The sequence below is a fragment of the Lysobacter brunescens genome, assembly GCF_042677005.1.
GTDB classification, from domain to species: Bacteria; Pseudomonadota; Gammaproteobacteria; order Xanthomonadales; family Xanthomonadaceae; genus Lysobacter_I; species Lysobacter_I brunescens.
Map to the genome: position 1 here is coordinate 1,166,467 of NZ_JBHTIF010000001.1, position 26,001 is coordinate 1,192,467.

The 26,001-nt window shown below is 69.5% G+C and carries 14 protein-coding genes; 10 read left to right on the forward strand and 4 right to left on the reverse strand.

Translation table 11 applies throughout. The features are described from left to right. Positions 1-42 precede the first annotated feature (42 nt). From recC to ACFQ0E_RS05030, 7 genes are all read left to right on the forward strand, one after another. Positions 43-3,390, forward strand: coding sequence for an exodeoxyribonuclease V subunit gamma (gene recC, locus ACFQ0E_RS05000; protein WP_386822580.1), 3,348 nt, complete (start codon positions 43-45; stop codon positions 3,388-3,390). Then, a complete protein-coding gene (locus tag ACFQ0E_RS05005) occupies positions 3,387-6,800 on the forward strand; it encodes a UvrD-helicase domain-containing protein (protein ID WP_386822581.1) in 3,414 nt (1,137 codons plus the stop codon). Before recC ends, ACFQ0E_RS05005 begins: the two co-directional genes overlap by 4 nt. Then, the gene (gene recD, locus ACFQ0E_RS05010; protein WP_386822582.1) at positions 6,797-8,716 is read left to right on the forward strand and encodes an exodeoxyribonuclease V subunit alpha; all 1,920 of its coding nucleotides are present in this window, start codon (positions 6,797-6,799) and stop codon (positions 8,714-8,716) included. The genes ACFQ0E_RS05005 and recD overlap by 4 nt, the downstream gene beginning before the upstream one ends. Positions 8,717-8,750: 34 nt before the next feature. Beyond that, positions 8,751-9,428, forward strand: coding sequence for a GTP cyclohydrolase I FolE (gene folE / locus ACFQ0E_RS05015; protein WP_386822583.1), 678 nt, complete (start codon positions 8,751-8,753; stop codon positions 9,426-9,428). A gap of 95 nt (positions 9,429-9,523) precedes the next feature. Next, the gene (locus ACFQ0E_RS05020; protein ID WP_386822584.1) at positions 9,524-10,957 is read left to right on the forward strand and encodes a phenylacetate--CoA ligase family protein; all 1,434 of its coding nucleotides are present in this window, start codon (positions 9,524-9,526) and stop codon (positions 10,955-10,957) included. Between the two features lie 368 nt (positions 10,958-11,325). Beyond that, complete coding sequence (locus tag ACFQ0E_RS05025; protein ID WP_386822585.1) at positions 11,326-13,878, forward strand: proprotein convertase P-domain-containing protein; 2,553 nt, start codon at positions 11,326-11,328, stop codon at positions 13,876-13,878. Between the two features lie 146 nt (positions 13,879-14,024). Further along, positions 14,025-16,496 (forward strand): M14 family zinc carboxypeptidase, encoded by a 2,472-nt coding sequence (locus tag ACFQ0E_RS05030; protein WP_386822586.1) that lies wholly within the window; start codon positions 14,025-14,027, stop codon positions 16,494-16,496. Between the two features lie 73 nt (positions 16,497-16,569). Here the strand turns inward: ACFQ0E_RS05030 and ACFQ0E_RS05035 are convergent, their stop codons facing one another. Together ACFQ0E_RS05035 and gltB are read right to left on the reverse strand one after the other, a co-directional pair. Then, a complete protein-coding gene (locus ACFQ0E_RS05035) occupies positions 16,570-18,066 on the reverse strand; it encodes an FAD-dependent oxidoreductase (protein WP_386822587.1) in 1,497 nt (498 codons plus the stop codon). Beyond that, a complete protein-coding gene (gene gltB / locus ACFQ0E_RS05040) occupies positions 18,066-22,559 on the reverse strand; it encodes a glutamate synthase large subunit (protein WP_386822588.1) in 4,494 nt (1,497 codons plus the stop codon). Before gltB ends, ACFQ0E_RS05035 begins: the two co-directional genes overlap by 1 nt. A gap of 237 nt (positions 22,560-22,796) precedes the next feature. Here gltB and ACFQ0E_RS05045 point away from each other — a divergent pair, with 237 nt between their 5' ends. Beyond that, positions 22,797-24,062 carry a TCR/Tet family MFS transporter gene (locus ACFQ0E_RS05045; protein ID WP_386822589.1) on the forward strand — a complete coding sequence of 422 codons (1,266 nt, stop codon included), beginning with the start codon at positions 22,797-22,799 and terminating at the stop codon, positions 24,060-24,062. Positions 24,063-24,147: 85 nt separating this feature from the next. Here the strand turns inward: ACFQ0E_RS05045 and ACFQ0E_RS05050 are convergent, their stop codons facing one another. After that, complete coding sequence (locus tag ACFQ0E_RS05050) at positions 24,148-24,615, reverse strand: barstar family protein (protein ID WP_386822590.1); 468 nt, start codon at positions 24,613-24,615, stop codon at positions 24,148-24,150. Continuing rightward, the gene (locus tag ACFQ0E_RS05055) at positions 24,612-25,127 is read right to left on the reverse strand and encodes a ribonuclease domain-containing protein (protein WP_386822591.1); all 516 of its coding nucleotides are present in this window, start codon (positions 25,125-25,127) and stop codon (positions 24,612-24,614) included. Before ACFQ0E_RS05055 ends, ACFQ0E_RS05050 begins: the two co-directional genes overlap by 4 nt. A 164-nt stretch (positions 25,128-25,291) precedes the next feature. On the opposite strand from ACFQ0E_RS05055, the gene ACFQ0E_RS05060 reads away from it, so the two are divergent. Together ACFQ0E_RS05060 and ACFQ0E_RS05065 are read left to right on the forward strand one after the other, a co-directional pair. Further along, positions 25,292-25,687 carry a hypothetical protein gene (locus ACFQ0E_RS05060; protein ID WP_386822592.1) on the forward strand — a complete coding sequence of 132 codons (396 nt, stop codon included), beginning with the start codon at positions 25,292-25,294 and terminating at the stop codon, positions 25,685-25,687. A 29-nt stretch (positions 25,688-25,716) separates the two neighbouring features. After that, complete coding sequence (locus ACFQ0E_RS05065) at positions 25,717-25,983, forward strand: hypothetical protein (protein WP_386822593.1); 267 nt, start codon at positions 25,717-25,719, stop codon at positions 25,981-25,983. Positions 25,984-26,001 lie beyond the last annotated feature (18 nt).

Genomic DNA, 26,001 nt, shown 5'->3' on the forward strand with positions numbered 1-26,001 from the left:
CGCGAAGCGGTCCGGCGCGCGCTCCGGCATCATGTGTCCTCGATGCCGACCGCCTCCACCCGCTTCCGCCTGATCTCCGGCAACCGGCTCGACCGGTTGGCGGGGCTGCTCGGCGAGCGCCTGGCGACACCGCTGGACGTGGACTCGCTGGCGCCGGACGTGATCCTCATTCCGCAGCCGACGCTGCGGCACTGGCTGCTGCAGACCCTCGCCGAGCGCCATGGCGTGGCCGCGAACCTCGATCTGTGCACGCCCTCGGAATTCGTCTGGCGATTGCTGCGCGCGGATCGCGCCGACCTGCCCGACCAGTCGCCGTGGGATCGCGACCACCTGCGCTGGCGGCTGTACGCCCTGCTCGGCGCGCAGCCCGGCAGCCTGCCGCCGCCGGTGCGCCGCCACCTGCAGCGCGCCGGTGGCAGCGGCGATCCCCGCGAAGTCGCACTGGCCCGCCTCGGCCTGGCCGAATCCCTGGCAGGCGCGTTCGACAAGTACCAGGCCTATCGCCCGGACTGGCTGCGCGACTGGGAGGCTGGGCATCCGGAGTCGCGCGACGACTGGCAGGCGCAGCTCTGGCGACAGATGCGGCACCGCCAGCCCGGCGCGCACCGCGCCGCGCTGCTCGCCGACTGGCTGGCGCGCCACGATCGCGAATCGCCGGCCGCCACCGGCATCGCGCCGCCGGGCCTGCCGCCGCGCCTCGTCGCGTTCGGCACCATCCACGTCTCACCGGACGTGCTGCACCTGCTGGCCGTGGTCGGGCAGTGGATCGATCTGGACTTCCACCTGCCCACGCCATCGGCCGAATACTGGGGCGACGTGGAATCGCTGCGCGAACGCCTGCGTCGCGACGGTCCGCAGTCGCTGCCGGCGGCGCTCGCCGACGCGCAGCGCGACAACCCGCTGCTGATGGCCTGGGGCGCCGGCGGTCGCGAGATCGTCGCCCAGCTGTTCGCCTACGACGTGCTGCTGCCGCACAGCGAACTCGAATGCTTCGTCGCGCCCGGACGCGACACACTGCTGCATCGCCTGCAGCAGGACGTGCTCGATCGCGCCGCGCCGGTGCCGAGCGCGTTCGATCCCGGCGACGTGTCGCTGCAGCTGCACGCGTGTCATTCGAAGCTGCGCGAAGTCGAGGTGCTGCACGATCAGCTGCGCGGTCTGCTCGAAGACCCACGTTTCGATCCGCCGCTGCAGCCCTCGGAAATCGCGGTGCTGGCGCCGGACATCGCCGAGTACCTGCCGCTGGCGCGCGCGGTGTTCGGCGGCATCGCGCCCGACGACCCGCGCTGGATTCCGTTCTCGCTCGCCGATCGCCCGCAGGTGCAGTCGCATCCGCTGGTGCCGCTGCTGCCCACGCTGCTCGGCCTGGCCGATGCGCCGCTGACCGCCGGCCTGTTCCGCGACCTGCTGGCGACGCCGGCCATCGCGCATGCACTGGGGCTGGATGCCGCGCGGCGCGCGAAGATCGACGACTGGTTCGAGGCCGCCGGCATCCGCTGGGGCGAGGACGCACAGGCGCGCGAACGCGCCGGTGCGGGCCGCTGGCGCGAATACAGCTTCGATTTCGGCATCGAGCGCCTGCTAGGTGGTTATGCGAGCGGCGACGCCGCCGAGGTCGAAGTCGATGCCGCGCTCATCGCACCGTATCCCGAACTCGAAGGTGCGGATGCCGAGCTGCTCGACGGCGCGCTGGCGCTGTATCGCCGGCTGCGCGCGTTCGCGGCCTGGGCACGCGAACCGCGCGACGCCGGTGCGTGGCGCGAGACCCTCGCGACGCTGCTGCAGGACCTGCTCGCACCGGTGCCTCAGGACGACGCCGAAGCGCAGGCGCGCCGCCTGCTGCTGGAGACGCTGGACGATTTCGCGGCCGAAGCCGCCGAGGCCGGCCCGCTGCCGGCGGCGCTGGTGCAGCGCGCGCTGCACGACACGCTCGAGCGCGCATCGCCGCATCGGCCGTGGCTGTCGGGCGGCGTGGTATTCGCCGGCATGGTGCCGCTGCGCACCGTGCCGTTCCGGGTGATCTGCCTGCTCGGGCTGGATGCCGACGCCTATCCGCGCCGCGAGCCGGGCGACGACATCAACCGCCTCGTCGATGCGATCCAGGGCCGTGCGCCGCGCCGGCTCGGCGATCGCTCGGTGCGCGAGGACGACCGCTTCCTGTTCCTGCAGCTGCTGTGCGCGGCGGGCGATGTGTTCTATCTCAGCTACGGCGGGCGCGATGCGCGCGACGGCAGCATGCGCGAGCCCTCGCCGGTGGTCGCCGAACTGCTCGACGCGGTGGAGGCGATGCATGGCGAAGCGGTGCGCGACGCGCTGTGCGTCGACCATCCGCTGCAGCCGTTCTCGCCGCGTGCCTTCGGTGCGGACGACGAGGGCGGCATCGAACCACGCCGGTTCTCGTATCGGGGCGAATGGCGTGCCGATGCGGTCGATGCGCGCGACCTGCGCGCCGTGCCGGCCTTCGTCGCCGACACGCTGTCGGTCGCGACGCCCGATGCGCTCGACGACGAGGTGCCGGACCGGGAGGCGCTGCAGCGCTTCTTCGCCAATCCCGCGAAAGCCTGGCTGCGCGGGCGGCTCGGCCTGCGCCTGCCCGAGACGGCCGACGATGCGCCGGACCGCGAGCCGCTCGGCCACGACAGGCTGCTGCGCTACCAGGTGCTCGACGCATTGCTGGACGCGCCGATGGATGCGGATCCCGACAGCGACGTCGTGCCGCGTCGCCTGCGCGCACGAGGCCTGCTGCCGCCGGGGCGCGACGGCGAGCAGCTCGCCGCAGATGCGGGCGTCGATGCTGCAAGCCTGCGCGCGGCGCGTGCCGCGGCCATCGGCGACGCCTCGCCGACCGTGATCGAGGGCGACGCCGGCCTCGGCATCGACTTCCGCTTCGACGACGTGTACGACGGACGACGCGTGATCGCGAGCGCGGGCAGCCTCGGTGGCAAGCGGGTGCTGCAAGCGGGTATCGACCACCTGCTGCTCGCCTCCGCGCTGGGCGAGGCCGCGAGCACGCGCCTGCTCGGACTCGAGAACGGCAAGGGCAAGGATGCCGGGCGCGTCTGGTCCGGCGTGAGTCGCGAACAGGCGCAGGCGCGGCTGCGCGTGCTGCTCGATCTGTGGCGCGAGGGCCAGGCCGCGCCGCTGCCGTTCGCGCCCAAGGCCGCGCATGCCTATGCCGAACACTTCGCCGCCAAGGGCGACGCGTTCGCGGCCTGGCGCAAAGCCTGTGATGCCTTCGCGCCGCACGAGTTCGCCGGCGAAAGCGATGATGCCTGGCTGCGCCTGGCGTTCCGCCCCGACGGCCTGCTCGATGCCATCGACGGCCGCTTCGGCGTGCGCTTCCGAGAACTCGCCGTGCGCGTCTTCGACACGACGGGGCTCGGCGCATGAGCACGCAGTTGCCCCTGTTCGGCGCACCGGCCGCGCACGACGACACGCCGACGACGGCGCCGCGCGATGTCGGCCTGCACCTGCCGCTGGACGGCGTGCGCCTGATCGAAGCCAGCGCCGGCACCGGCAAGACCTTCACCCTGACCACGCTGGTGCTGCGCCTGCTGCTGGAGCGCGGCGCGACGATGGCGCAGATCCTCGCGGTGACCTTCACCCGCGCGGCCACGCAGGAGCTGCGCCAGCGCGTGCGTCGTCGCCTGCGCCTGGCGCGTCGGCTGCTCGACGCGCCACACGCCATGCCGCAGGGCGAAGCGGTGCCGACGATGGCGGTGCTGCAGGCGGCGATCGCCCGCGACGGTGAAGCGCGCGTGCGCGAACGCGTCGAAGCCGCGTTGCTGCAGATCGACGAAGCGACGATCTCGACCATCCACGGCTTCTGCCATCGTGCGCTGCGCGAATTCGGTTTCCGCGCCGGCCTGCTCGCCGAGCAGCGGGTGATCGACGATCCGGGCGAACTCTGGGCGGAGGTCGCGGCCGAGGTCTGGCGTGCGGCGAGCAACGGCGTTGCCGGTGCGGACGATGTCGACCTGCATCCGCTGCTCTCGGCGTTGTGGGATTCGCCCGATGCGCTGGCCGGCGACCTGCCGAAGCTCTGCGATCCGCTGCGCACGATGCATCCCGAGCCCCACGAGTCGGAGATGGCCGCCGCGCTGCACGCGCTGCGCGACACCGCCACCGCGCGCTACGAAGCGCTGATGGCGCGACGTGGCCTGTCCGACCAGGATCGCCTGATCGAACGCGTCTGGCGCGCCAGCGACGATGCCGAATTCGCCGCCGCGCTCGCCGCGCGCTGGCCATACCGGCTGATCGACGAATTCCAGGACACCGATCCGCGCCAGTGGGACATCTTCAAGCGCATGCACGAAGCCGGCGTGGACGACAGCGCGTCGAACGCTGCGCCGGGCTGGCTGTGCCTGATCGGCGACCCCAAGCAGGCGATCTATCGTTTCCGTGGCGGCGATCTGGCCACATATCTCAAGGCGAAGGACTATGCGATCGCCCGCAGCGGCGCATCGGCGGTGGTCGCCCTCGGTGCGAACTACCGCTCGACCCCTGCGGTGCTGCGCGCGATCGAGACCCTGTTCACCACGCATCCGCTGCCCTTCCATGTCGATGCGATCCGTTTCGAGCATGTCGAGCCCGGCGCCGATGCGCGCGACGACGATCTGCGCCTCGTCGATGCGAACGCTGGCGAGCACCCGGTGCCCGGGATGACCCTGCACTGGCTGCCGAAGGCGCCGCACGATCCCAAGGGTCCGCCGAATTCGGCGCTGCGCAAGGGCCTGCGCAACAAGGACGACGAATTCGAAGTCATGCGCGATGCCGCGACGCGCGTGGTCGCGGAACTGCTCGCGCACGGCACGCTGCGCGTCGGCGAACGCCTGCGCCCGCTGCGTCCCGCCGACATCGCGGTGCTGGCCCAGACTAACGACCAGGCGGCGATGATGCAGCGCGCGCTGACCCGCGCCGGCATCGCTGCCGCGACGCTGTCCGGCGCGAACGTGTTCGCCGGCGAAGCCGCGGAAGACCTGCATGCGCTGCTCGCCAGCCTGCTCGAACCGGCCGATGGCGGTCGTTTCCGCGCTGCGCTGGCGACGCGCCTGCTCGGACTGGATGCGACCGCGCTGCAGGCGCTCGACGGTGACGATCGCGCGCAGCAGGCGTGGCTGGCGCGCTTCGCCGATGCCGCCGATGCCTGGCGACAGCGCGGGCCGCTGCCGGCCTTGCTGCCGTTCGTGGTCGATGCCGCACCGCGCTGGCTGGCGGAGGCCGACGGCCAGCGGCGCCTCACCGACACGCTGCACCTCGCCGAGCTGCTGCAGGCCGAATCGGCGCTGCGTCCCGGTGCGGCCGAACTCCTGCACTGGTTCGCGCGGCAGCGCGCGGATGCGACCCATGACGAAACGCGGCAGCTGCGCCTGGAATCGGACGCGGGCATGGTGCAGATCGTCACCATCCACAAGAGTAAGGGCCTGGAGTATCCGGTCGTGGTGCTGCCGTTCGTGGCCTGGCGCAGCGAACCGCCGTCGCGCGGACTGGTGGCGCGCGAATTCCAGGATGCGCAGGGCCGTCCCGCGCGCGCCTGGCTGCGCAAGGGCGTGCTCGAACCGGCGCAGGCCGATGCGATCGCGGTGGAGGTGCAGCGCGAGGAACAGGCCGAGCAGCAGCGACAGCTCTACGTCGCACTGACACGGGCCAAGCACGCCCTGCACGTCGTCTGGAGCCGCAACGATCAGGTGAAGCGCACCGCGCTGCACTGGATCCTGCATTCCGGCGAAAGCACGGGACTCAAGGACGACACCCTCGACTACGCCGGCATGCAGGCGCGCATCGAACGGCTTGCGGCCGATTCCGGCGGCAGCATCGTCGTGCGGCCCTTCGATCCCGACGCGCCGCTGCCGCGACCGTCGCGCCGGCAGGAGCAGGTCGCGTCCGTGGCGACGCGCATGCCGTCGCGCACGCTCGTCGGCGGACTGCGCCTGCACAGTTTCTCGTCGCTGCATGCGCGCAGCGAGGATGGCGAAAGCGCGCGCGGCGCGGGCGACGAAGCGCTGGCCGTCGTCGAGCTGGAGGCCGACGATGCGACGCTCGGTGGCACCGGCTTCGGCAACGCCGTGCATGGCGTGCTGGAAGAGGCCGATGCCGCCGCGTGGCGACGCGCGCCCGGCGACGATGAAGACCTCGTGCCCGACATCCAGCGCGCCCTGCTCGAACGCGCGCTGCGCCGGCAGGGACTCGCGGTCACGCCCTCGCACATCGCACAGACCGCGCGCCTGGTCTCGCGTGCGCTCAACGTCGCGCTGCCCGGTGGTGTGCGCCTGTGCGACTGGCCGTCGACCTCGGTCATCCGCGAGCTGCCCTTCCATTTCCGTCTGCGGCCGCTGCGCATCGACGCCCTGCACGCGCTGCTGCAGGCGCATGGCTACCCGCGCGCGCGCAGGCCTGTCGCGGGCTCGCTCGATGGCCTGATGCACGGCTACGTCGATCTGGTGTATCGCGATGCGCACGGTCGCCACCACGTGCTCGACTACAAGACCAACCGGCTGCCGGCCTACGACCCCGACAGCCTGCGTCGCGCGGTGCAGGCGCAGGACTACGACCTGCAGTACCTCATCTACCTGGTCGCGCTGCGCCGCTGGCTGCGCCTGCGCCATGGCGCGGCCTACGACGATGCGCGCCATCTCGGCGGCGCGGTCTATCTGTTCATGCGGGGCATCGATGCCGACACGCTTGCTGCGCACGACGCGGATGCGGCCGGGACCTCGCGCCGCGGCGTGCATGTCGATCCGGTCGATCCGGCGCTGCTCGCCGCGCTCGATGCGTTCTTCGACGGCGAGGGCGGCGGATGAACGATCGGATCCGCGAAGCGCATGGTGATGCCGAACGCGTGCATGCCGATGCCGCGCGCGCCCTGCATCGGCTGCAGGCCGACGGCGCGCTGCGCCAGGTCGATGCCGATTTCGCCGCCCTGTTGCGCGATCGCCTGCGCGCTTCGCCGGCGGTGGCGCTGGCCGGTGCGCTGGCGATGCGCGCGGTCGCGGCCGGGCACAGCAGCGTCGCGCTGGGCGACATGCACCGCCTGCTCGATGCGCTCGGCACCAGCGCGCAGTTGCCGGATCTCGATGAATGGCGCGCTGTGCTGCAGGCCGACGCCTGTGTCTCGACGGATGACGCAGGGCATGCCGGCACGCTGCTCGACTTCAGTCGTGATCGCATCGCGCTGCGTCGCTACGCCCGCTACGAGCAGGCGCTCGCCGACCGTCTCGCCGCGCGCGCTGCACAGCGGCAGGAGGCGACTGCCGATCCCCCGGCGCTGCGTGCGCTGCTCTCACGGCTGTTCGGACGCGCGGCCGGCGATCATGCACCGCCGATGCTCGATCGCCAGGCGCTGGCGGTTGCGATGGCCCTGCGCCGACGCCTGCTGCTGGTGACCGGTGGTCCCGGCACCGGCAAGACCACCACCGTGGCGCGCCTGCTCGTCGCGGTCATCGAAGCCGCGCGCCTGCGCGGCGCGCCGCCGCCGCGCATTGCTCTCGCCGCGCCCACCGGCGAGGAGGCCGCGCGCCTGCGCGAGGCCATCGCCGCCGTGCTGCGCGCCGATCTCGCTGCCGGCCGCATCGACGCCGACACCGCCGCAGCGGTGCCCACCCAGGCCCGCACCCTGCATCGCCTGCTCGGCTGGCAGCCCGGGCGCGTCGCCTTCCGCCACCACGCCGGCCATCCGCTGCGCGAGGACCTGGTCGTGGTCGACGAAGCCTCGATGGTCGACCTGCCGCTGATGGCCAAGCTGGTCGAGGCCGTGCCGGCGTCCGCGACCCTGGTGCTGATCGGCGACCCGGACCAGTTGCCTGCCGTGGAAGCCGGCGACGTGCTCGGCGGCCTGTGCGCGGCCAGCGGCGATGGCCTGTCCCTGCCGGCGGACGATGCCGCCTTCGCCACCGCGCTGCTCGGCACCGACGTGTCGCCCGCGCAGGCCGACACCGGGCCGCTCGCCGGGGCGCGCGTGCACCTGCTGCACGGCTGGCGACAGGCCGGTGCCGCGCCGCTGCAGGCGCTGGCCGGTGCGCTGCAACGCGGCGATCGCGACGCGGTGCTCGACGTGTTCGCGCACGGGGACGAGGCCGTGCTGTCGCGTCGCCACGGCGATGGTGCAGCCCTGGCCGAGGCCCTGCGCCGCGAGGCCCTGCCCGCGTTCGCCGCCGTGCGCGATGCCGACGATCCCGGCCAGGCGCTGGCCCTGGCCGCGCGCTGCCGCATCCTCGCCGCGCTGCGTCGCGGCCCGTTCGGCGCCGAGCACTGGAACGCCTGGTGCGCCGCCGAGCTGGGCGAGCGCACGCCGTATTTCCACGGCCGCCTGCTGATGATCGCCGCCAACAGCGAGCGCCACGGCCTGTACAACGGCGACCTCGGCGTGGTCTGGCGCGACCGCCACGGTGACCTCGCCGCCTGGTTCGAGACCCCGCAGGGCCTGCGCGCCTGGCGCCCGGCGCAGCTGCCGGTCCACGCCTCGGCCTACGCCACCACCGTGCACAAGGCGCAGGGCTCCGAGTTCGACCGCGTGCTGCTGGTCCTGCCCGACAGCGACGCCCGCGTGCTCTCCCGCGAACTGCTCTACACCGCGCTCACCCGCGCCCGTCGCAGCGTCTGGATCTGGGGCGCGACCGAAACCTTCGAACGCGCGCTCGAGCGCCGGACCTGGCGGGAATCGGGGCTGGAAGCACGGCTGCGGCGGATCTCTGCATCCGGGGAATGCGCCGTTCCGTAGGCCTCAAGGCCCTCCCTGAACGGAACGCGCTACCATGCCCACCCCCACGCTGGATTCCCTCACGATGTGCGCCGACGACCACGCTCATGACACGCCTGCCGAGGCTGCCGCCGCTGCGGGTGGCGACGCACGCCACGGCGTGACCCGTACCCAGGCCGAGGAGGCCGTGCGCACCCTGCTGCGCTGGTCCGGCGACGACCCGACGCGCGAGGGCCTGATCGACACCCCGAAGCGGGTGGTCAAGGCCTACGGCGACTGGTTCAGCGGCTATGCCATGGATCCGGAAGCGTATCTGCAGCGCACCTTCGAGGAAGTCGGCGGCTACGACGAACTTGTCGTGCTGCGCGACATCGAGTTCGAGAGCCACTGCGAGCACCACATGGCGCCGATCATCGGCCGCGCCCATGTCGGCTACCTGCCGAAGGGCCGCGTCGTCGGCATCAGCAAGCTGGCCCGCGTGGTCGAGGCCTACGCCCGCCGCTTCCAGGTCCAGGAGAACATGACCGCGCAGATCGCCCGCTGCATCCAGACAGCGCTGGAACCGCGCGGCGTGGGCGTGGTGATCGAGGCCGCGCACGAGTGCATGACCACGCGCGGCATCCACAAGCGCGGCGTGAGCATGGTCACCTCGAAGATGCTGGGGACCTTCCGCGAAGACGCCCGCACCCGGGCCGAGTTCCTCGAACTGATCCGGGTCCGCGGCGCCGGCTGAGCGCCGGGCTCGCCCGCGATCGCGGTGGCTGGCACGGTGCCTGCTTGTCGTTGTCCTGATTGCGAGGAGACCGACAGGTGCTGGAGACACATGGCATGAACCGCTTGCGCCGGGCCTATGGGCCGCTGTTCCGCAGGGTGCTGTATCCACTGTACGAGTCCGGCCTGCGCGGCCGGGGCACCCTGCGCTACCTGACCGAGTACGAGCGCGACCAGTGGCGGTCGGCCGACGAGATCCGCGAGCTGCAGTGGCGCAAGCTGCGCGCGCTGGTCGACCACTGCTGGACCCAGGTGCCGTTCTACCGCGCGCACTGGGCGCGCGCCGGGGTGTCCGGCCCCGGCGACATCCGCGACCACGACGACTACGCGCGCCTGCCGATCCTCACCAAGCGTCACCTCCGCGAGCACTTCGAAGCGCTCAAGGCCGATGGCTGGCGCGATCGCCTCCTGTACAAGACCACCGGCGGCTCCACCGGCGAGCCGGTCACCATCGGCTACACCCGCGAAAGCTACGAACGCCGCACTGCGGTGATGCTGCGCGGTTACGCTTGGGCAGGCGCGCCGCTCGGCGTCCATGCGCTGTTCCTGTGGGGCCAGGATCCCGGCGGCCAGGGATGGAAGGAACGCCTGCATCACGCGGCGTTCAATCGCCGCTACCTCAACGCCTATGTCATGGGCGAGGCCAACCTCGCCGGGTATGCCGATGCGATCGACGCCGATCGTCCGGAGGTGATCGTCGCCTACGTCGCGCCGCTGGTGCGTCTGGCCAAGTGGCTGGAGGCGCGCGGCCGTCGCGTGCATGCGCCTCGCGCGATCCTCTGCGCCGCCGAGCCGCTCTATCCGCACCATCGCCTGCTGATCGAACGCGTGTTCGGCGCGCCGGTCCGCAACACCTACGGCTGTCGCGAGGTGATGCTGATCGCCGCCGAATGCGGTCATGGCCCCGGCCTGCACGTCAACGCCGACCACCTGCACGTCGAGCTGGGCGAGCCAGTGGCGCCGGGCGATGCCGCCGGCCCGCGCGAGGTGCTGGTCACCGACCTGCACAACTACGGCATGCCGCTGATGCGCTACGCCAATGGCGACATCGCCACCGCCCACGCGCAGGACTGCCCCTGCGGGCGCGGCCTGCCGCTGCTGGGCAGAGTCGACGGCCGCCGGATGGACACCCTGCGCACGCCCGAAGGCCGCTTCGTCGGCGAGTACCTCGAATACCTCGTCTTCGGCACGCCCGGCATCCAGCGCTTCCAGGCCGTGCAGCACCGGCTCGACGCCATCGAGGTCTCGCTGGTGCGCGGCGAGGGCTTCGACCCCGCCGCGCTCGATACCCTGCGCGAACGCTTCCACGAGGTCTGCGGCCCGTCGACCCGTTTGAACTTCCACTACGCCGACGACATCCCGCTCACGCGCACCGGCAAGCTGCGCGTCGCCATCTCCACGCTGGCCTGCTCGGCGAGCACCGCGTTCGCGCATGCATTCGACTGGATCGCGCGTACCGGCGTGGAGTCGGCGGTGATGGCGGTCGCCTGACGACATCCTGCGTGGCCTGCCCGGGCCGCCAGCCAGCTGCCGCAGCGGCGGTCGCCGGCAGCGCCGTGCAGCTGGCCTGCTGAGAAGAATCTCACAAGACATAAAAAGCGGTCTTTCATCACGAAAGACCGGTCCGTGGCGGTCGAGCATGCGACCCAGCCACGAAGCGCGAGGGTGTCTTCGCACTGTCGACACGCACGACGCGTGGCTGCGGCGACGCGAGGGCGCATCGATCCGACCCCGAGCTGTGGCGTAGAGGCCGCGGCGCGGCGCCGGCTGCCTGTCTGCGGCGCACCCGTCCGATTCGTGCGCGCCTCCCGTCATCGCGGGCTGGTGCAGGGCATCCACCACACTCTTGCAGGTAAGCCATGACCACTTTTCTTCTCCACATGCCGGCCGTTGCCGGCAGCACGGATGCAGCACCCGACCACGTACCGTGCAGGCGGCTCGCATTGGCCGCTGGCCTGTTGCTGGCCTTGCCGATGTTCGCGAACGCCGCCTCCGTCTCCTACATCGGAAACACGGTCGCGTCGGGCCAGGGCGTGCCGCTCTACATCGTCCTGGCGCCTGAAGGACAAACCGCTTCCGGCTTCCTCTCGTCGACAGAAGGCAGCCGCTGGAAGGCCGTGGCCAATGCCGAAGCGGCGAAGGTCGTGGTGATGGATGGCGGCACCGCCTGGGATGCGAGCGCCGACGTCTCCTCGCTCGCTTCGCTGTACAGCAGCTCGACCAGCAGCGGCATTGAGGGCGCTTCGCGTTACATGGCTGCTTACGGTTCCGCCGGCACCACCCTGGCGGCCTATGCCGCGCAGTACCCGAACAACATCGCCGGCGCAGCCTTCATCGATGCGACCTCGTCGGCCAGCCTCACCGGCCTGACCAAGCCGCAGCGCCCGCTGGCGGTGCTGACGATCAATTCGACCGGCACCGGCATGGACAACTTCGTCGCGCATGTCCGCACCGAGAACGCACGCGGCGGCTCCGAAGGCAGCGATACCACCAGCGCCAACGACCTGCGCTACTACCGCACCGGCTCCTCGGCCTGGAACCGCGACTTCACGACGTCGCATTTCGTGCGCCGCATGAGCAACGTGGCCAGCACGACCGACATGCCGAACCTCGTGCATGCCAACCTGTTCACCAAGGTCTCGCGCTGGAAGACGGTCCAGGGCAATTACACGCTCCGCGCGCGCGTCCGTGCCGGCAGCACGGGCTTCTACAGGATCACCGAGACCGTCAGCGGCAGCAGCCGCGACGCTTATGTGTACGTGCCGGCCTCCGTGCGCAGCAACCCCGGTGTCCCGGCGCCTGTGGTGATGCTGTTCCATGGCGTGACCGCGAACGGCAACTACTTCCTCGACCAGACCGAGTTCAATCGCGTCGCCGACGAGTTCGGCTTCATCGTGTATGCCCCGACCGCGCCGGGCTTCTCGTGGGGCTCCTCGAACTTCGCGCGTTATCGCACGCTGATCACCGGCTTCACTGCCAACGGCATCACTGCGGACGGCACCCAGTACGCGGTCGACGCCCGCCGCGTGTACATGCACGGTTTCTCGAACGGGTCCTACTTCGTCTCCGACTTCGTCGCGAGCAACGGCGATGTGCTCGCCGCCGCCGGTTCCTGGGCGTACACCGAGGCCTCCAGCGTGAGCGGGCAGGCGATTCCGTACTGGTACGGCGTCGGCAGCCTGGATGGCGGAGATTGCCCCAACACATTCGTCAACGCCGTGCGGACCAAGCTGGGTGCGACCTCGACATCGAGCATCAGCTACGCCGCGCTCGACAGTGCGAATCGCGTCGCGACCACGGTCTACACGAACACCACCAGCAAGCTCGAAGCGCGCTGCTCGGTCGCCGCGAGCGTCGAGCACGGCAACCTCAACGAGCATTCGCGCAATCTGTGGAAGGATTTCTTCGCCAGGTACAGGCGGAAGGCCGATGGTACCGGTGTCGAGCTGATCCCGCCCGCTGGCGGTAATGCCGCGCCGGTCGCGAACTTCACGACCGTGACCAGCGGCCTGAGCGCCACGTTCGCCGATACTTCCAGCGACAGCGATGGCAGCATCGCTTCGCGCGTGTGGGAGTTCGGCGACGGCACGACCTCGACGATGGCCAATCCGACCAAGACGTACGGGGCTGCGAACACCTACAGCGTCAGGTTGACGGTCACCGACAATGGCGGACTGACCGGTAGCAAGACCAGCGCGGTGACCGTGAGCGGCGGCAGCAATCCGGCCTGCGGCGGCAGCGTGTTGTGCAATGGCGTGGCCGTGACGAATCTGTCGGGCGCACAAGGCACGGAACTGCGCTACACCCTGCAGGTGCCGGCGGGCGCGACCAACCTGCGCTTCGCCACCTCAGGCGGCAGTGGCGATGCCGACCTGTTCATCAGGTTCGGCAGTGCGCCCACGTCGGCCACTGGCGGCTTCGACCAGAAATCCGATGGCGGCACCAACAGCGAAGCCATCAACGTCGCAATCGCGCAGGCCGGTATCTACCACGTTCTGGTGCGTGGCTACAGCGCTTTCTCCGGCCTGGGCCTCACCGGCAGTTACACCGCCGGCAATGGCGGTGGCGGTGCGCAGACCTATGCGAACAACGTCGGTCAGGATCTGCCAGCGCTCTCGACCATCACCAGCGACATCCCGGTGACCGGTCGAAGCGGCAACGCACCGAGCAACGCCACGCTGTCGGTGAACATCTCGCATACGTACCGCGGCGACGTGGTCATCGACCTGATCGCGCCGGATGGCACCGTGTATCCGGTGAAGGCTTCCTCGAACGACAGCGCCGACAACGTCATGCAGAGCTACCAGCTGAACCTGTCCAGCGAACCGCTCAACGGCACCTGGCGTCTGCGCGTCAGCGACGTCTACCAGGAGGATGCCGGCCGTCTGAACAGCTGGAGCATCTCCTTCTGATCACGGCGGGATGGCGCCGGCCGCCGGTGCCATCCCGACAGCGCCTGCGAAGCGCCGCATCGACGGCACTCGTCTCCCCCCCCCCCGGCGCACGGCCACACGCATGTGGCCCTTACTTGAAGCAGGATCTTTCGAGGGACACCGCCATGAAAATTCGTTCGCTGCTGGTCGCCGCGTTGCCGGCAGCCTTGTTGTTGTGCACGCTGCCGACATCGAGCGCACCCGCGCAGTCCTCGACCGCGACCCCATCCAGGGTTGCAGCCGAGGAGTACTACGTCATCATCCACTACCGCGACCAGGCCGAACTCCAGCGGATCGCCGGGCGCTTCCAGCATCCCCGCATCGACAGGCAGGCGAGGACCATCCGGGTCCCGATCGACGCCTACGACATGTCCGATCTGCGCCGGATGGGCGTGCGTATGGACATCGATCCCACCGGTACGAGTCGACTGCGCAGCATGAGCCAGGCCCTGCGTACAGGCCGCTTCGGCGCACGCGCGCTGAGCGACTTCGCCTGCTATCGCACCGTGGAAGATACGCACAGCGCGATGGCGACCCTGGCTGTCAGCAAGCCCGCGCTCGCCCAGGTCATGAACCTCGGGCCGACCTGGAAGAAATGGAGTGCCGGCGGCACCAACGGCTACGAGATGCAGGTGCTTCGCCTGACGAACTCGGCCACCGATGCGATCCGCACGAACAAGCCGGCGATGGTGCTGCTGTCTTCGATCCACGCGCGGGAATATGCGCCAGCCGAGCTCAGCATGCGCTTCGGCGAGTGGCTGGTGAATGGCTACGGTACCGACGCCGAAGCGACCTGGCTGCTCGACAACTACGTGTTCTACCTGATTCCGCAAGGCAATCCCGATGGCCGCAAGGTCGCCGAGAACGGCACCTTGTGGCGCAAGAACATCAACAACACCAACGGCTCCTGCCCCGCCAGCCAGACCGGCGTCGATCTGAACCGCAATTTCCCGTTCGGATGGGGGGGACTGGATAACGCTCAGACGAGCAGCAACGCCTGCGTCGAAACCTACCGTGGGCCCTCGGCCGCCTCGGAGCAGGAGACGCAGAACATCATGCGCCTGATCGCCGGCACGCGCGGCGCATCGGGAAGCTATGCGGGCGGGATCTTCGCAGACAAGCGTGCCAGCGACAGGACCAGCGCCGCGCCGGCGGACACCCAGGGCGTCTACATCGACCTGCACGCCTTCGGTGGCGATGTGCTTTGGCCCTGGGGCGACGTGCAGAACAGCACTGCGCCGAATCACGCCGGCTTGCAGAGCCTCGGTCGCCGGATGGGCTACTACAACAAGTACTCGCCGTATCAGTCGGCCTACCTCTACCCGACCGCAGGCGCGACCGATGACGCCATGTACGGCGAGCTTGGCGTGCCGAGCTACACATGGGAGCTTGGATCGAGCCTGGTCGCTGACAGCACTTTCTTCCAGCCCTGCAGTTCCTTCCTGAGCACCATCCTGCCCGACAACCTCAGCGCGCTGAAATACACCGCGCGCATCCTGACCAGGCCCTACCGCTATCCGTCCGGTCCGGAAACCGCCAGCCTGACCGTCTCGGCGCCCTCTGTGTCTGCTGCCCGATCCATCACTGTCGCTGCCGGTACCACCGTCACGATCAGCGCCGTGCTTGACGATGGCCTGTGGGGGCAGACCGTCGGCACCGCAGATCCTACCCATCGCATCGCTTCGGCGCGCGCCTACATCGACACGCCGCCCTGGGAAGCCGGCGCGAGCGGCGGCATCGCGATGAATGCCGGCGACGGCAGTTTCAGCACTTCGCGCGAGACAGTCACCGCGAGCATTTCCACGACGGGACTCAGCCCGGGTCGGCACCTCATCTACGTCCAGGGCGTCGATGCTTCTGGTGAAGCAGGCGCGCCGAATGCCGTGCTGGTGAACATCGCCACCGGAGGCGGCGGTGGGGGCAACGTGTTGAGCAACGGCGTGGCCGTGACCGGCCTGTCCGGTGCCAAGGATGCCGAACTGCGTTACACGCTGCAGGTGCCCGCAGGCGCGACCAATCTCCGCTTCCTGACCAGTGGTGGCAGCGGCGATGCCGACCTGTACATCAAGTTCGGCAGTGCGCCGACCTCGGCCACCGGCGGCTTCGACCAGAAGTCCGATGGCGGCACCAACAGCGAAACCATCAACGTCGCGACCGCGCAGGCCGGGACGTATCACGTGCTGATCAAGGGCTACGCGGCATTCTCCGGTGCGAGCCTGACCGGCAGCTTCACCGCCGGCACCGGTGGCAGCACGCAGACCTATGCGAACACCACGGGTCAGGACCTGCCGGCGCTCGCGACCATCACCAGCGGCATCGTGGTGAACGGTCGCACCGGCAACGCGCCTAGCAACGCCACGTTGTCGGTGAACATCTCGCACACCTATCGCGGTGATGTGGTGATCGACCTGATCGCGCCGGATGGCACCGTGTACCCGGTCAAGGCATCGTCCGGCAGCGACAGTGCCGACAACGTCATCCAGAGCTATCAGCTGAACCTGTCCAGCGAACCGCTCAACGGCACCTGGCGGTTGCGCGTCAGCGACGTCGACCAGCAGGATTCCGGCCGTCTGAACAGCTGGAGCCTCACCTTCTGATGCTGCGCGAACGGCACGGGCCGGTGCCCGTGTCGTTCCGGCGGCATATCGACTTCGGCGATGCGGCGAAGCCTCAGCCCGGCAGCAGGCAGCGCACGATGCTCGCCGCTGCGTCGCGGCCTTCCTTCACCGCTGTGACCACCAGGTCCGCGCCGCGCACGCCGTCGCCGCCGGCGAAGATCTTCGGATTCGCGGTCTGGTAGGGAAGGATCGCGGTCGCGCCGTTCGTCTGGGCGATGTGGTGATGCGGCGGTGGCGGGGGCGTGATGCGGATCCGGCCGTCATCGTGCAGCGCGATGCCGTGTTCGGCGAGCCAGGCCGGTGGATCGGGCTGGAAGCCGAAGGCGATGATCACGATGTCGGCGTCGAGTTCGACTTCGCTGCCGGGCACCTGTTCGGGGCGACGGCGGCCGCGCGCGTCGGGTTCGCCGAGTCGGGTTTCGGCCACGCGCACGGCGCGGACGTCGCCTTCGCCGTTGTCGATCAATTCGAGTGGCGCGCGCTGGAACAGGAACTGCACGCCTTCCTCGCGCGCGTTGGCGACTTCGCGCGCGGAGCCGGGCATGCTCGCTTCGTCGCGGCGGTAGACGCAGCTGACCTGCGCGGCACCGAGGCGGATCGCGCTGCGCACGCAGTCCATGCCGGTGTCGCCACCGCCGAGCACGACCACGCGCTTGCCGCGCAGGTCGGGCAGGTCGACCTGGTCTTCCCAGCCCGCGATCGGCCGGCCGGTGGTGTCGTCGGTGCCGACCACGATGCGTCCGTTCTGCACGAGGAAGGGCAGCGCGGGCAGCACGTTGCGCAATTGCTGGCCTGGCAGCTTGCCATCGGTGTAGCGATAGCTGCCCAGGCCGAGGAACACCGCGTCGAATTCGCCGAGCAGTGCGTCCATCGACACGTCGCGGCCGATTTCCACGCCGAGGCGGAATTCCACGCCCATGCCTTCGAGCACCGCGCGGCGGTCGGCGATCACCGACTTCTCCAGCTTGAAACTCGGAATGCCGAACTGCAGCAGGCCGCCGACTTGTTCGTAGCGATCGAACACCACGGCTTGCACGCCCGCGCGCGCGAGGCGATCCGCGCACGCGAGGCCGGCCGGGCCCGCGCCGACCACGGCCACGCGCTTGCCGGTGGCCGGCGCGGTGGTGGTGTCGGGGCGCCAGCCCTCGGCCAGCGCCTTGTCGACGATGTATTTCTCGACCGCGCCGATGGTGACCGCACCGAAACCGTCGTTGAGCGTGCAGCTGCCTTCGCAGAGTCGGTCCTGCGGGCAGACGCGGCCGCAGATTTCCGGCAGGGGATTGGTCTCGTGGCACAGCGCCGCTGCCTCGTGCACGCGGCCTTCGCGCGCGAGTTCGAGCCACTGCGGAATGAAGTTGTGCAGCGGGCAGCCCCAGCTGCAGTAGGGGTTGCCGCAGTCGAGGCAGCGCGACGCCTGCTTCTTCGCCTCGGCTTCCTCGAAGCGGCCGTACAGCTCATGCCAGTCGCCCTGGCGGCGTAGCTCCAGTGCGACGCGCTCGGGCATCTGTCGTTGCGATTGCAGGAACGCCTGTGGTGTTTTCTTGCTCATTACGCAGCCCGTCTCAGAGTTTCGCCCAACGATTCGATGCTCACCGCCTTCGGTTTCACCAGCCAGAATTTGCCGAGGAAATCGCGGAAGTTGTCGATGAGGTTCTGGGCGTGGACGCTGCCGGTGAGGCGCTGGTGGTGTTCGAGCAGGTCGAGCAGGTGCGAGCGGTGGTGCTCGAAGCCTTCCGAGTTGATGCGCAGGATGTCGATCAGTTCGTGGTTGTAGCGATCGACGAAATCGCGGTCGCGGTCGAGCACGTAGGCCATGCCGCCGGTGAAGCCGGCGCCGAAGTTCAGGCCGGTACGGCCGAGCACCACGACAATGCCGCCGGTCATGTACTCGCAGCAGTGGTCGCCCGCGCCCTCGACGATCGCCAGCGCGCCGGAGTTGCGCACCGCGAAGCGCTCGCCGGCGCGGCCGGCGGCGTACAGTTCGCCGCCGGTGGCGCCGTAGAGGCAGGTGTTGCCGAGGATCGCCGACTCGTGCGCGACGTAGCGCGCGCCCTGCGGTGGACGGATGACGATGCGTCCGTCCGCCATGCCCTTGCCGACGTAGTCGTTCGCTTCGCCTTCCAGTTCGAGGCGCAGGCCGCCGGCGAGGAAGGCGCCGAAGCTCTGGCCCGCGCTGCCGTCGAAATGCAGGTCGATGGGGGCATCACCCATGCCGTGGTTGCCGTGCGCGCGGGCGATGCGGCCCGAGAGGCGCGCGCCGATGCTGCGATCGGTGTTGCGGATGGCGTAGCGGAAGCTGCCGCCGCGCTTGTGCGCGATGACTTCTGCCAGGTCCGCATCGAGCGTTGCCGCCAGGCCTTCCGGCGGCGCCGAGGCCCCGCGCACGCTGCAGCGCGCGGGGCCGGTCAGGCCGTCCTGCGACAGCAGCGGCGACAGGTCGATCAGGCGATGCTGCGGCAGCGTGCCTTCGGTCTGCAGCAGCAGGTCGGTGCGACCGACCACGTCATCGAGCGTGCGCGCGCCGAGCTGGGCGAGATAGCCGCGCACTTCCTCGGCGATGCCGCGGAAGAAATTCTCCACGCGCTCGGGCAGGCCGGTGAAATGGTCCTCGCGCAGCTTGTCGTCCTGCGTCGCCACGCCGGTTGCGCAGTTGTTGAGGTGGCAGATGCGCAGGTACTTGCAGCCCAGCGCGATCATCGGCGCGGTGCCGAAGCCGAACGATTCCGCGCCGAGCAGCGCGGCCTTGATCACGTCCAGGCCGGTCTTCATGCCGCCGTCGGCCTGCACGATCACGCGTTCGCGCAGGCCGTTGGCCATCAGCGACTGGCGTGCTTCCGACAGGCCCAGTTCCCAGGGCGTGCCGGCATAGCGGATCGAGGAGATCGGGCTGGCGCCGGTGCCGCCGTCGTGGCCGGAGATGGTGATGAGGTCGGCGCCGGCCTTGGCGACACCACTTGCGATCGTGCCGACGCCCGCGTGCGCGACCAGCTTCACCGAGATCAGCGCCTCGGGATTGATCTGGCGCAGGTCGAAGATCAGCTGCGCGAGGTCCTCGATCGAATAGATGTCGTGGTGCGGCGGTGGCGAGATCAGGCCGATGCCCGGTCGTGCATAGCGCAGCTTCGCGATCAGCGCGTTGACCTTGTGGCCGGGCAGCTGGCCGCCTTCGCCGGGCTTGGCGCCCTGCGCGACCTTGATCTGCAGCACTTCCGCGCTGACCAGGTATTCGGGCGTCACGCCGAAGCGGCCGGACGCGACCTGTTTGATCTTCGACACCTTGTCAGTGCCGTAGCGCGCCGGGTCTTCGCCGCCTTCGCCGGAATTGCTGCGCCCGCCGAGACGGTTCATCGCAATCGCCAGCGCCTCGTGCGCCTCGGGCGACAGCGCGCCGAGGCTCATCGCCGCGCTGTCGAAGCGGCGGACGATGCTCGATACCGGTTCGACTTCGTCGAGCGGGATCGGCTGCGTCTTCGCGGTGTCGAGCGCGAGCAGGTCGCGCAGCGCGGCCGGCGGCCGGCCGTTCACCGCGTTCGCGTACGCGTCCCAGTCCTCGCGTCGACCGCTGCGCACGGCGCGCTGCAGCGTGGTGACCACATCGGGGTTGTACTGGTGGTATTCGCCGGTCGGCGTGTACTGCAGCAGGCCGCCGATCTCCGGCAGCGCGTTGTTGTCCCAGGCGCGCGCGGCGATGTATTCGGTCTCGCGCTGCAGCTGCTCGAAGGTGGCGCCGCCGATCCGCGAGGGCGTGCCGGCGAAGCACAGGTCGACGACCTCGCGGTCGAGGCCGACGATCTCGAACAGCTGCGCGCCGCGATAGCTGCCGATCGTGCTGATGCCCATCTTCGAGATGATCTTCAACAGGCCCTTCTTGATGCCGCGCCGGTAGCTGCGGCCGATCTGCGCGACTTCGCCGTGCTTGGTCTTGAGGATGCCGCGCTCGCCGAGGTCGTGCAGGGTCTGGTAGGCGAGGTAGGGATACACCGCCGTCGCACCGAAGCCGATCAGGCAGGCGACGTGGTGCGGATCGCGCGCGGTGCCTGTCTCGATGATCAGGTTCGACTTGCAGCGCAGGCCGGTGCGCACCAGGTGGCGATGGATCGCGCCGGTCGCCAGCAGCGCATGCACGAGCAGCTCGCCGCGACGCGGCCTGCGGTCGGTGACGATCAGCAGTTCGATGCCATCGCGCGCAGCGGTCTCGGCTTCGCGGCACAGGCGCAGGAGCGCGGCGCGCAGGCCTTCGGTCGGCGTGTAGTTCAGGTCGATGTAGCGATGCGAGTCGCGGAACTGCGGCATCGTCAGCAGCTGGCGCTGCTTGCGCTGCGACAGCACCGGCGAGTTGAGCATCACGTGCCGCACCTGTTCCGGGCCGTCGACGAAGATGTTGCCTTCCTCGCCGATCTGCGTGCCCAGCGACATCACGCAGTCCTCGCGCAGCGAATCCATCGGCGGATTCGTCACCTGCGCGAAGGCCTGGCGGAAGCGATCGTAGAGCGGGCGCACCTGCGCCGACAGCGCCGCCATCGGCACGTCATCGCCCATCGAACCCACCGCTTCCTGCTCGGTCTCGGCAAGCGGGCGCAGGATCTGCTCGCGTTCCTCGCGGGTCAGCTGGAACAGTTTCTGGAAGCCTGCGAGCGTGCTGCCGTCGAAGGGCTCGGCGGTCAGATTCGGATCGATCAGTTCGCTGTGCAGGTAGGTCATGCCCTGCTTCAGCCACTGCTTGTACGGCGCGCGCGCGCGGTTGATGGCGTCGATCGCGTCGGTGTCGAGCAGGCGGCCGGTGTCGAGGTCCGCGGCGATCATCTGGCCCGGACCGAGCTTGCCCTTGGCGAGGATGCGCGCGTCGTCGACGTCCCACACGCCGGTTTCGGAGGCGACCATGAACACGCGCTGGTCGCTCAGCTGCCAGCGTGCCGGGCGCAGGCCGTTGCGGTCGGTGGTGCAGGCGGCATAGCGGCCGTCGAACGCGACGATGCCCGCCGGGCCGTCCCACGGCTCGCTGTTGATCGCGTAGTACTCGTAGAACGCGAGCAGGTCGGCGTCCTTGTATTCCAGCGACTGCGTCGCCGGCGGGATCACCACGCGCAGCGCCTTGAGCAGGTCCATGCCGCCGGCCTGCAGCAGTTCGAGCATCGAGTCGAGGCTCATCGAATCCGAGCCGTCGATCTCGATCGGATGATCGAATTCGGACGGATCGAGCGCCTCGGTGCGCCACACGTGCGCGCGCGCCTGCGCCCACACGCGGTTGCCTGAAATCGTGTTGATCTCGCCGTTGTGCGCGAGCATGCGGAACGGCTGCGCCAGAGGCCAGCGCGGGCTGGTGTTGGTCGAGAACCGCTGGTGGAACACCACCACGCTGCTCGCCAGTTCCGGTCGCTGCAGATCGGGATACAGCCGCGACAGGTATTGCGGCAGCACCATGCCCTTATAACCGATGCTGCTGGCCGACAGACTGACCACATGCAGTCCAGGCACGTCGCGCAGTCGCTGCTCGGCGCGCCTGCGCGCCAGGTACAGGGCCTGTGCGAAGGCCTCGCGCGACATCCGCGCGCCTTCCACGTCCAGCACGGGCACGACGAAGACCTGCTCGATCGCCGGCATCGTCGACTTCGCCAGTGCGCCGCAGACGCTGTCGTCGATCGGCACCGTGCGCCAGCCGGAGACGGCCAGGCCGTTCTCGCGCATCGTCTTCGCGAACACCGCATGCACGCGCGCGATGGCGTCGGGATCGTGCGGCATGAACACCAGGCCGGAGGCGTAGCGCTGTCCGAGCGCGATGCCGGATTCGGCGGCGAGCGCGCGCAGGAAGGCATCGGGCGTTTTCATCAGCAGGCCGCAGCCGTCGCCGCTGAGTCCGTCGGCAGCGATGCCGCCGCGATGCTCCATGCGTGCGAGTGCGTTGAGCGCCTGCTCGACCAGCGAGTGGTCGGGCGTGTCGTCGAGGTGCGCGATCAGCCCGAAACCGCAGCTGTCGCGCTCGTCGCGCGCATCGTGGAGGCCAGGCCGTTGCCGGCGCGAATCGTTACATTGGAAACTTTCCATCGGGAGGGGGTCCGAGTGAAAGGCGCAGAAACCAAGGCGGGCACGAGGCTCGCCGACGATTTGACACAGGATGCATCCGACTTAAGCACAATTGATGCACTGCGGCAACTGCCGGATTTTCATGACGGCCACGACGACATGAGGCGTCCGTCACGGAGCATGCGCTCGCGGCGCATGGCGTCGGCTGCGGGCGCGTCGCGGTAGACTCGCGCTCCAGCTCTCCCTCCCCGCACTCACGTGAACAGCCCTCTCGCCGGCGGCCGCCGACAGGCCGCGCTCGTCTTCATCTTCATCACCGTGCTGATCGACGTGCTCGCGTTCGGCGTGATCATCCCGGTGCTGCCGCATCTGGTGCAGACCTTCGTCGGCGGCGACGAGTCGACCGCCGCCTACTGGGTCGGCGCGTTCAGCGTGGTGTTCGCGCTGGTGCAGTTCTTCAGCTCGCCGATCCAGGGCGCGCTGTCCGACCGCTTCGGCCGGCGTCCGGTGATTCTGCTGTCCTGCCTGGGCCTTGGCATCGATTTCATCGCGATGGCGCTGGCGCCGAACCTCGCCTGGCTGTTCGTCGGCCGCATCGTCTCGGCGATCACCTCGGCCAGCTTCACCACCGCGAACGCCTACATCGCCGATGTCACCACGCCGGAAAATCGCGCGAAGGGCTTCGGCATGATCGGTGCCGCGTTCGGCCTGGGCTTCACCCTCGGCCCGCTGCTCGGCGGCGTGCTCGGCGACATCGACCACCGCCTGCCGTTCTGGTTCGCCGGCGGGCTGGCCCTGCTGAACTTCGCCTACGGCCTGTTCGTGCTGCCCGAGTCGCTGCCGAAGGAACGTCGTTCGCCGCGCTTCGACTGGGCGCATGCCAAGCCGATGGGCGGCGTGAAGATGCTGCGCGAGTACCCGCAGATCTGGGGCCTGGTCGCGGTGGTGTTCATCGCCAACTTCGCGCACTACGTCTATCCGAGCACCTTCGTGCTGTTCGCCGACGCGCGCTACGGCTGGGGCGAGAAGCAGGCCGGCTACGTCCTGGCTGCCGTCGGCGTGCTCAGCGTGATCGTCAACGCGCTGCTGGTCGGCAGGCTGGTGAAGGCGCTCGGCGAACGTCGCGCGATGCTGCTCGGTCTGTCCTGCGGCGTGGTCGGCTTCGTGATCTACGGCATCGCCGATGTCGGCTGGCTGTTCCTCGTCGGCCTGCCGATCAGCGCGCTGTGGGCGATCGCGGCACCGGCGACGCAGTCGCTGATCAGCAAGCAGGTCGGCGCCGATGTGCAGGGCCGCATCCAGGGGGCGCTCAGCGGCCTGGTGTCGCTCGCCGGCATCTTCGCGCCGGCGCTGTTCGCCGGTTCGTTCGGTTTCTTCATCGGCCCGCACGCACCGACGCGCCTGCCCGGCATCGCCTTCCTGATCGCCGCCGTGCTGCTCGCCTGCGCGGTGCTGGTGGCGTGGCGTTATGCGCGGCCGGCGCGTGTCGCAGCCGGATCGGGCGATGAGGCTGCGTCGGCCTGAGCCTGGCCGGCAGTCGCGACTTGCGTCGCTCCCACACAAGCAGTCTTTCTCCTGTGGGAGCGACGCAAGTCGCGATGCTTTTCCGCTACGCGGGCGATGAATCCTCGCCGGTGTCGCTGTCCATCGCCTCCAACTCGCGTGGCGACAGCGGCAGGAAGGTCCAGAACGGCACCTGGTCGTCGGCCCAGCGCGCGGCGGCGTCGTTGAGGATGTCGACGACATCGTCGACTTCCTCGGGCGCGCGCGCGCGCCAGTCGCCGATGTGTTCGAGCACCACCACATAGCCGCCCGAGGGCAGCCAGGACAGATCGTTCAGGCAGTCGGCCAGCGCGTCGAGATTGCCGCCGAACCAGTCGGGAAACTGCAGCGCGTCGGCGATCTCGCGCAGCACGGCGTCGAGGTCGGCGCAGTTGCGCAGGTCGATCGGCGCGACGGTGTAGCGCAGCAGACGTCCGGCTTCGACCAGCGCCTCGCGGTCGCGCGCATCGACGAAATACGCGCCGGTCTGTTCCGCATCGGCCAGCAGGCTGCCCAGTTCGACCGAAATGTTCACGGTGTCGTCTCCGATCCGTCCAGCGTGAAGCGACGGAAGCTGCGGTAATGGTCGTCGGTGTAGAAGTATTCGACCGGCGGCTGGCCGCCGGCGACGATGCGCCGCGCGCCGCGATCGGGCGAGCCTGGCGTTTCGACGGTGTACTCGCGGTAGTAGCCGCGCGGTTGCTGCGGCAGGCGGCGTTCGCGGTTGCCGAACACGCCGTCGTCCTGGCGATAGGGATAAGGGCCGCCGCGCGCGATCAGCTGCAGGGTGTCGATGGCTTCCGGTGGCAGGAAATCCGGGTAGCGGGGCGATGCGGCCGGTGTCGCCGGAGTATTCGCCTCCATCGGCGGCGGCAGCGCCAGCGGATTGGTTTCCATCTCCGCAGACGCGGCGATGCCCGGCGCGTCGGCTGACGGCGTCGCGTCCGGCGTGCGCAGGAAGCTCCAGGTTGCGGCGCCGAGCAGCAGCAGCGCGAGCACGGCGATCCAGGAGATGCCGCGCTTGCCGGAAGATCGTGATCGACGCATGCCTGGCTCCCGTCCGGTGTCGGTTCGCAGTGTAGACCCGATCCGCCGCGTCGCGCTGACCCCGGTCAAAATCCGCGCCGGATCCGCATGCCGGGTTGTCCGCCACGACCGCAGCGCCGCGTTATGATCCCTCGTCGATTCGTTCATCTTCCCGAGGACGCACCATGAATGGCGCAGGCGGCACGCCCGGTGGCATTTCCCAGTTCCTGATCGGCCTGGTCTGCGCAGTCGCGGGCGGCTGGCTGCTCACCAACCAGGTCCACGTCAGCTCCGGCGGATTCTGGAGTTTCTACGGTTACAGCAGCTTCGGCCTCTCGCTGATCCCGTTCCTGCTCGGCACCGGGCTGATCTTCTTCAACGCCAAGTCGGTGATCGGCTGGCTGCTGCTGCTCGCCGGCCTCACCATCATCATCGTCGGCGTGCTCGCCAACCTGCAGATCTATTTCCGCCCGACCAGCCTGTTCAACACGCTGATGATGCTCGGCCTGCTCGCCGGCGGACTGGGCCTGATCGCCGCGTCGCTGCGGAGCAGGCCGGTGGCGGACACGTCGAAGGAATGACGCAACCTGAGGCGCATCGTCAGCGACGCGTGTCGGTCCTCACGTGCCTGGCGATGCTCTTGCTGTGGGTCGGCTTGAACGCCGCGACGCATCTGCTGACGGTGCGCGCGCCGGCCGTCGATGGTTTCCATTCGATCGGCCTGCCGTTCGCGTTCCATCGCTGCGGAGGCGATTGCCATCCCGCAAGCTGCGATACCTATGCCTTCCATCCCGTGTATTTCGCGATCGATCTCGCGCTGGCGATCGGCATCTCGATGCTGGCAGGCGCCTGGGTCGCGAGGCGACGTAGTACCTGAAGGTGGGCGTGTCGCGCG

Coding starts and splice junctions, on each gene's coding strand:
- recD (WP_386822582.1), top strand. CDS start 6,797: ATGAACGATCGGATCCGCGAAGCGCATGGTGATGCCGAACGCGTGCAT.
- ACFQ0E_RS05030 (WP_386822586.1), top strand. CDS start 14,025: ATGAAAATTCGTTCGCTGCTGGTCGCCGCGTTGCCGGCAGCCTTGTTG.
- recC (WP_386822580.1), top strand. CDS start 43: ATGCCGACCGCCTCCACCCGCTTCCGCCTGATCTCCGGCAACCGGCTC.
- folE (WP_386822583.1), top strand. CDS start 8,751: ATGCCCACCCCCACGCTGGATTCCCTCACGATGTGCGCCGACGACCAC.
- ACFQ0E_RS05025 (WP_386822585.1), top strand. CDS start 11,326: ATGACCACTTTTCTTCTCCACATGCCGGCCGTTGCCGGCAGCACGGAT.
- ACFQ0E_RS05020 (WP_386822584.1), top strand. CDS start 9,524: ATGAACCGCTTGCGCCGGGCCTATGGGCCGCTGTTCCGCAGGGTGCTG.
- gltB (WP_386822588.1), bottom strand. CDS start 22,559: ATGGAAAGTTTCCAATGTAACGATTCGCGCCGGCAACGGCCTGGCCTC.
- ACFQ0E_RS05035 (WP_386822587.1), bottom strand. CDS start 18,066: ATGAGCAAGAAAACACCACAGGCGTTCCTGCAATCGCAACGACAGATG.
- ACFQ0E_RS05055 (WP_386822591.1), bottom strand. CDS start 25,127: ATGCGTCGATCACGATCTTCCGGCAAGCGCGGCATCTCCTGGATCGCC.
- ACFQ0E_RS05005 (WP_386822581.1), top strand. CDS start 3,387: ATGAGCACGCAGTTGCCCCTGTTCGGCGCACCGGCCGCGCACGACGAC.
- ACFQ0E_RS05060 (WP_386822592.1), top strand. CDS start 25,292: ATGAATGGCGCAGGCGGCACGCCCGGTGGCATTTCCCAGTTCCTGATC.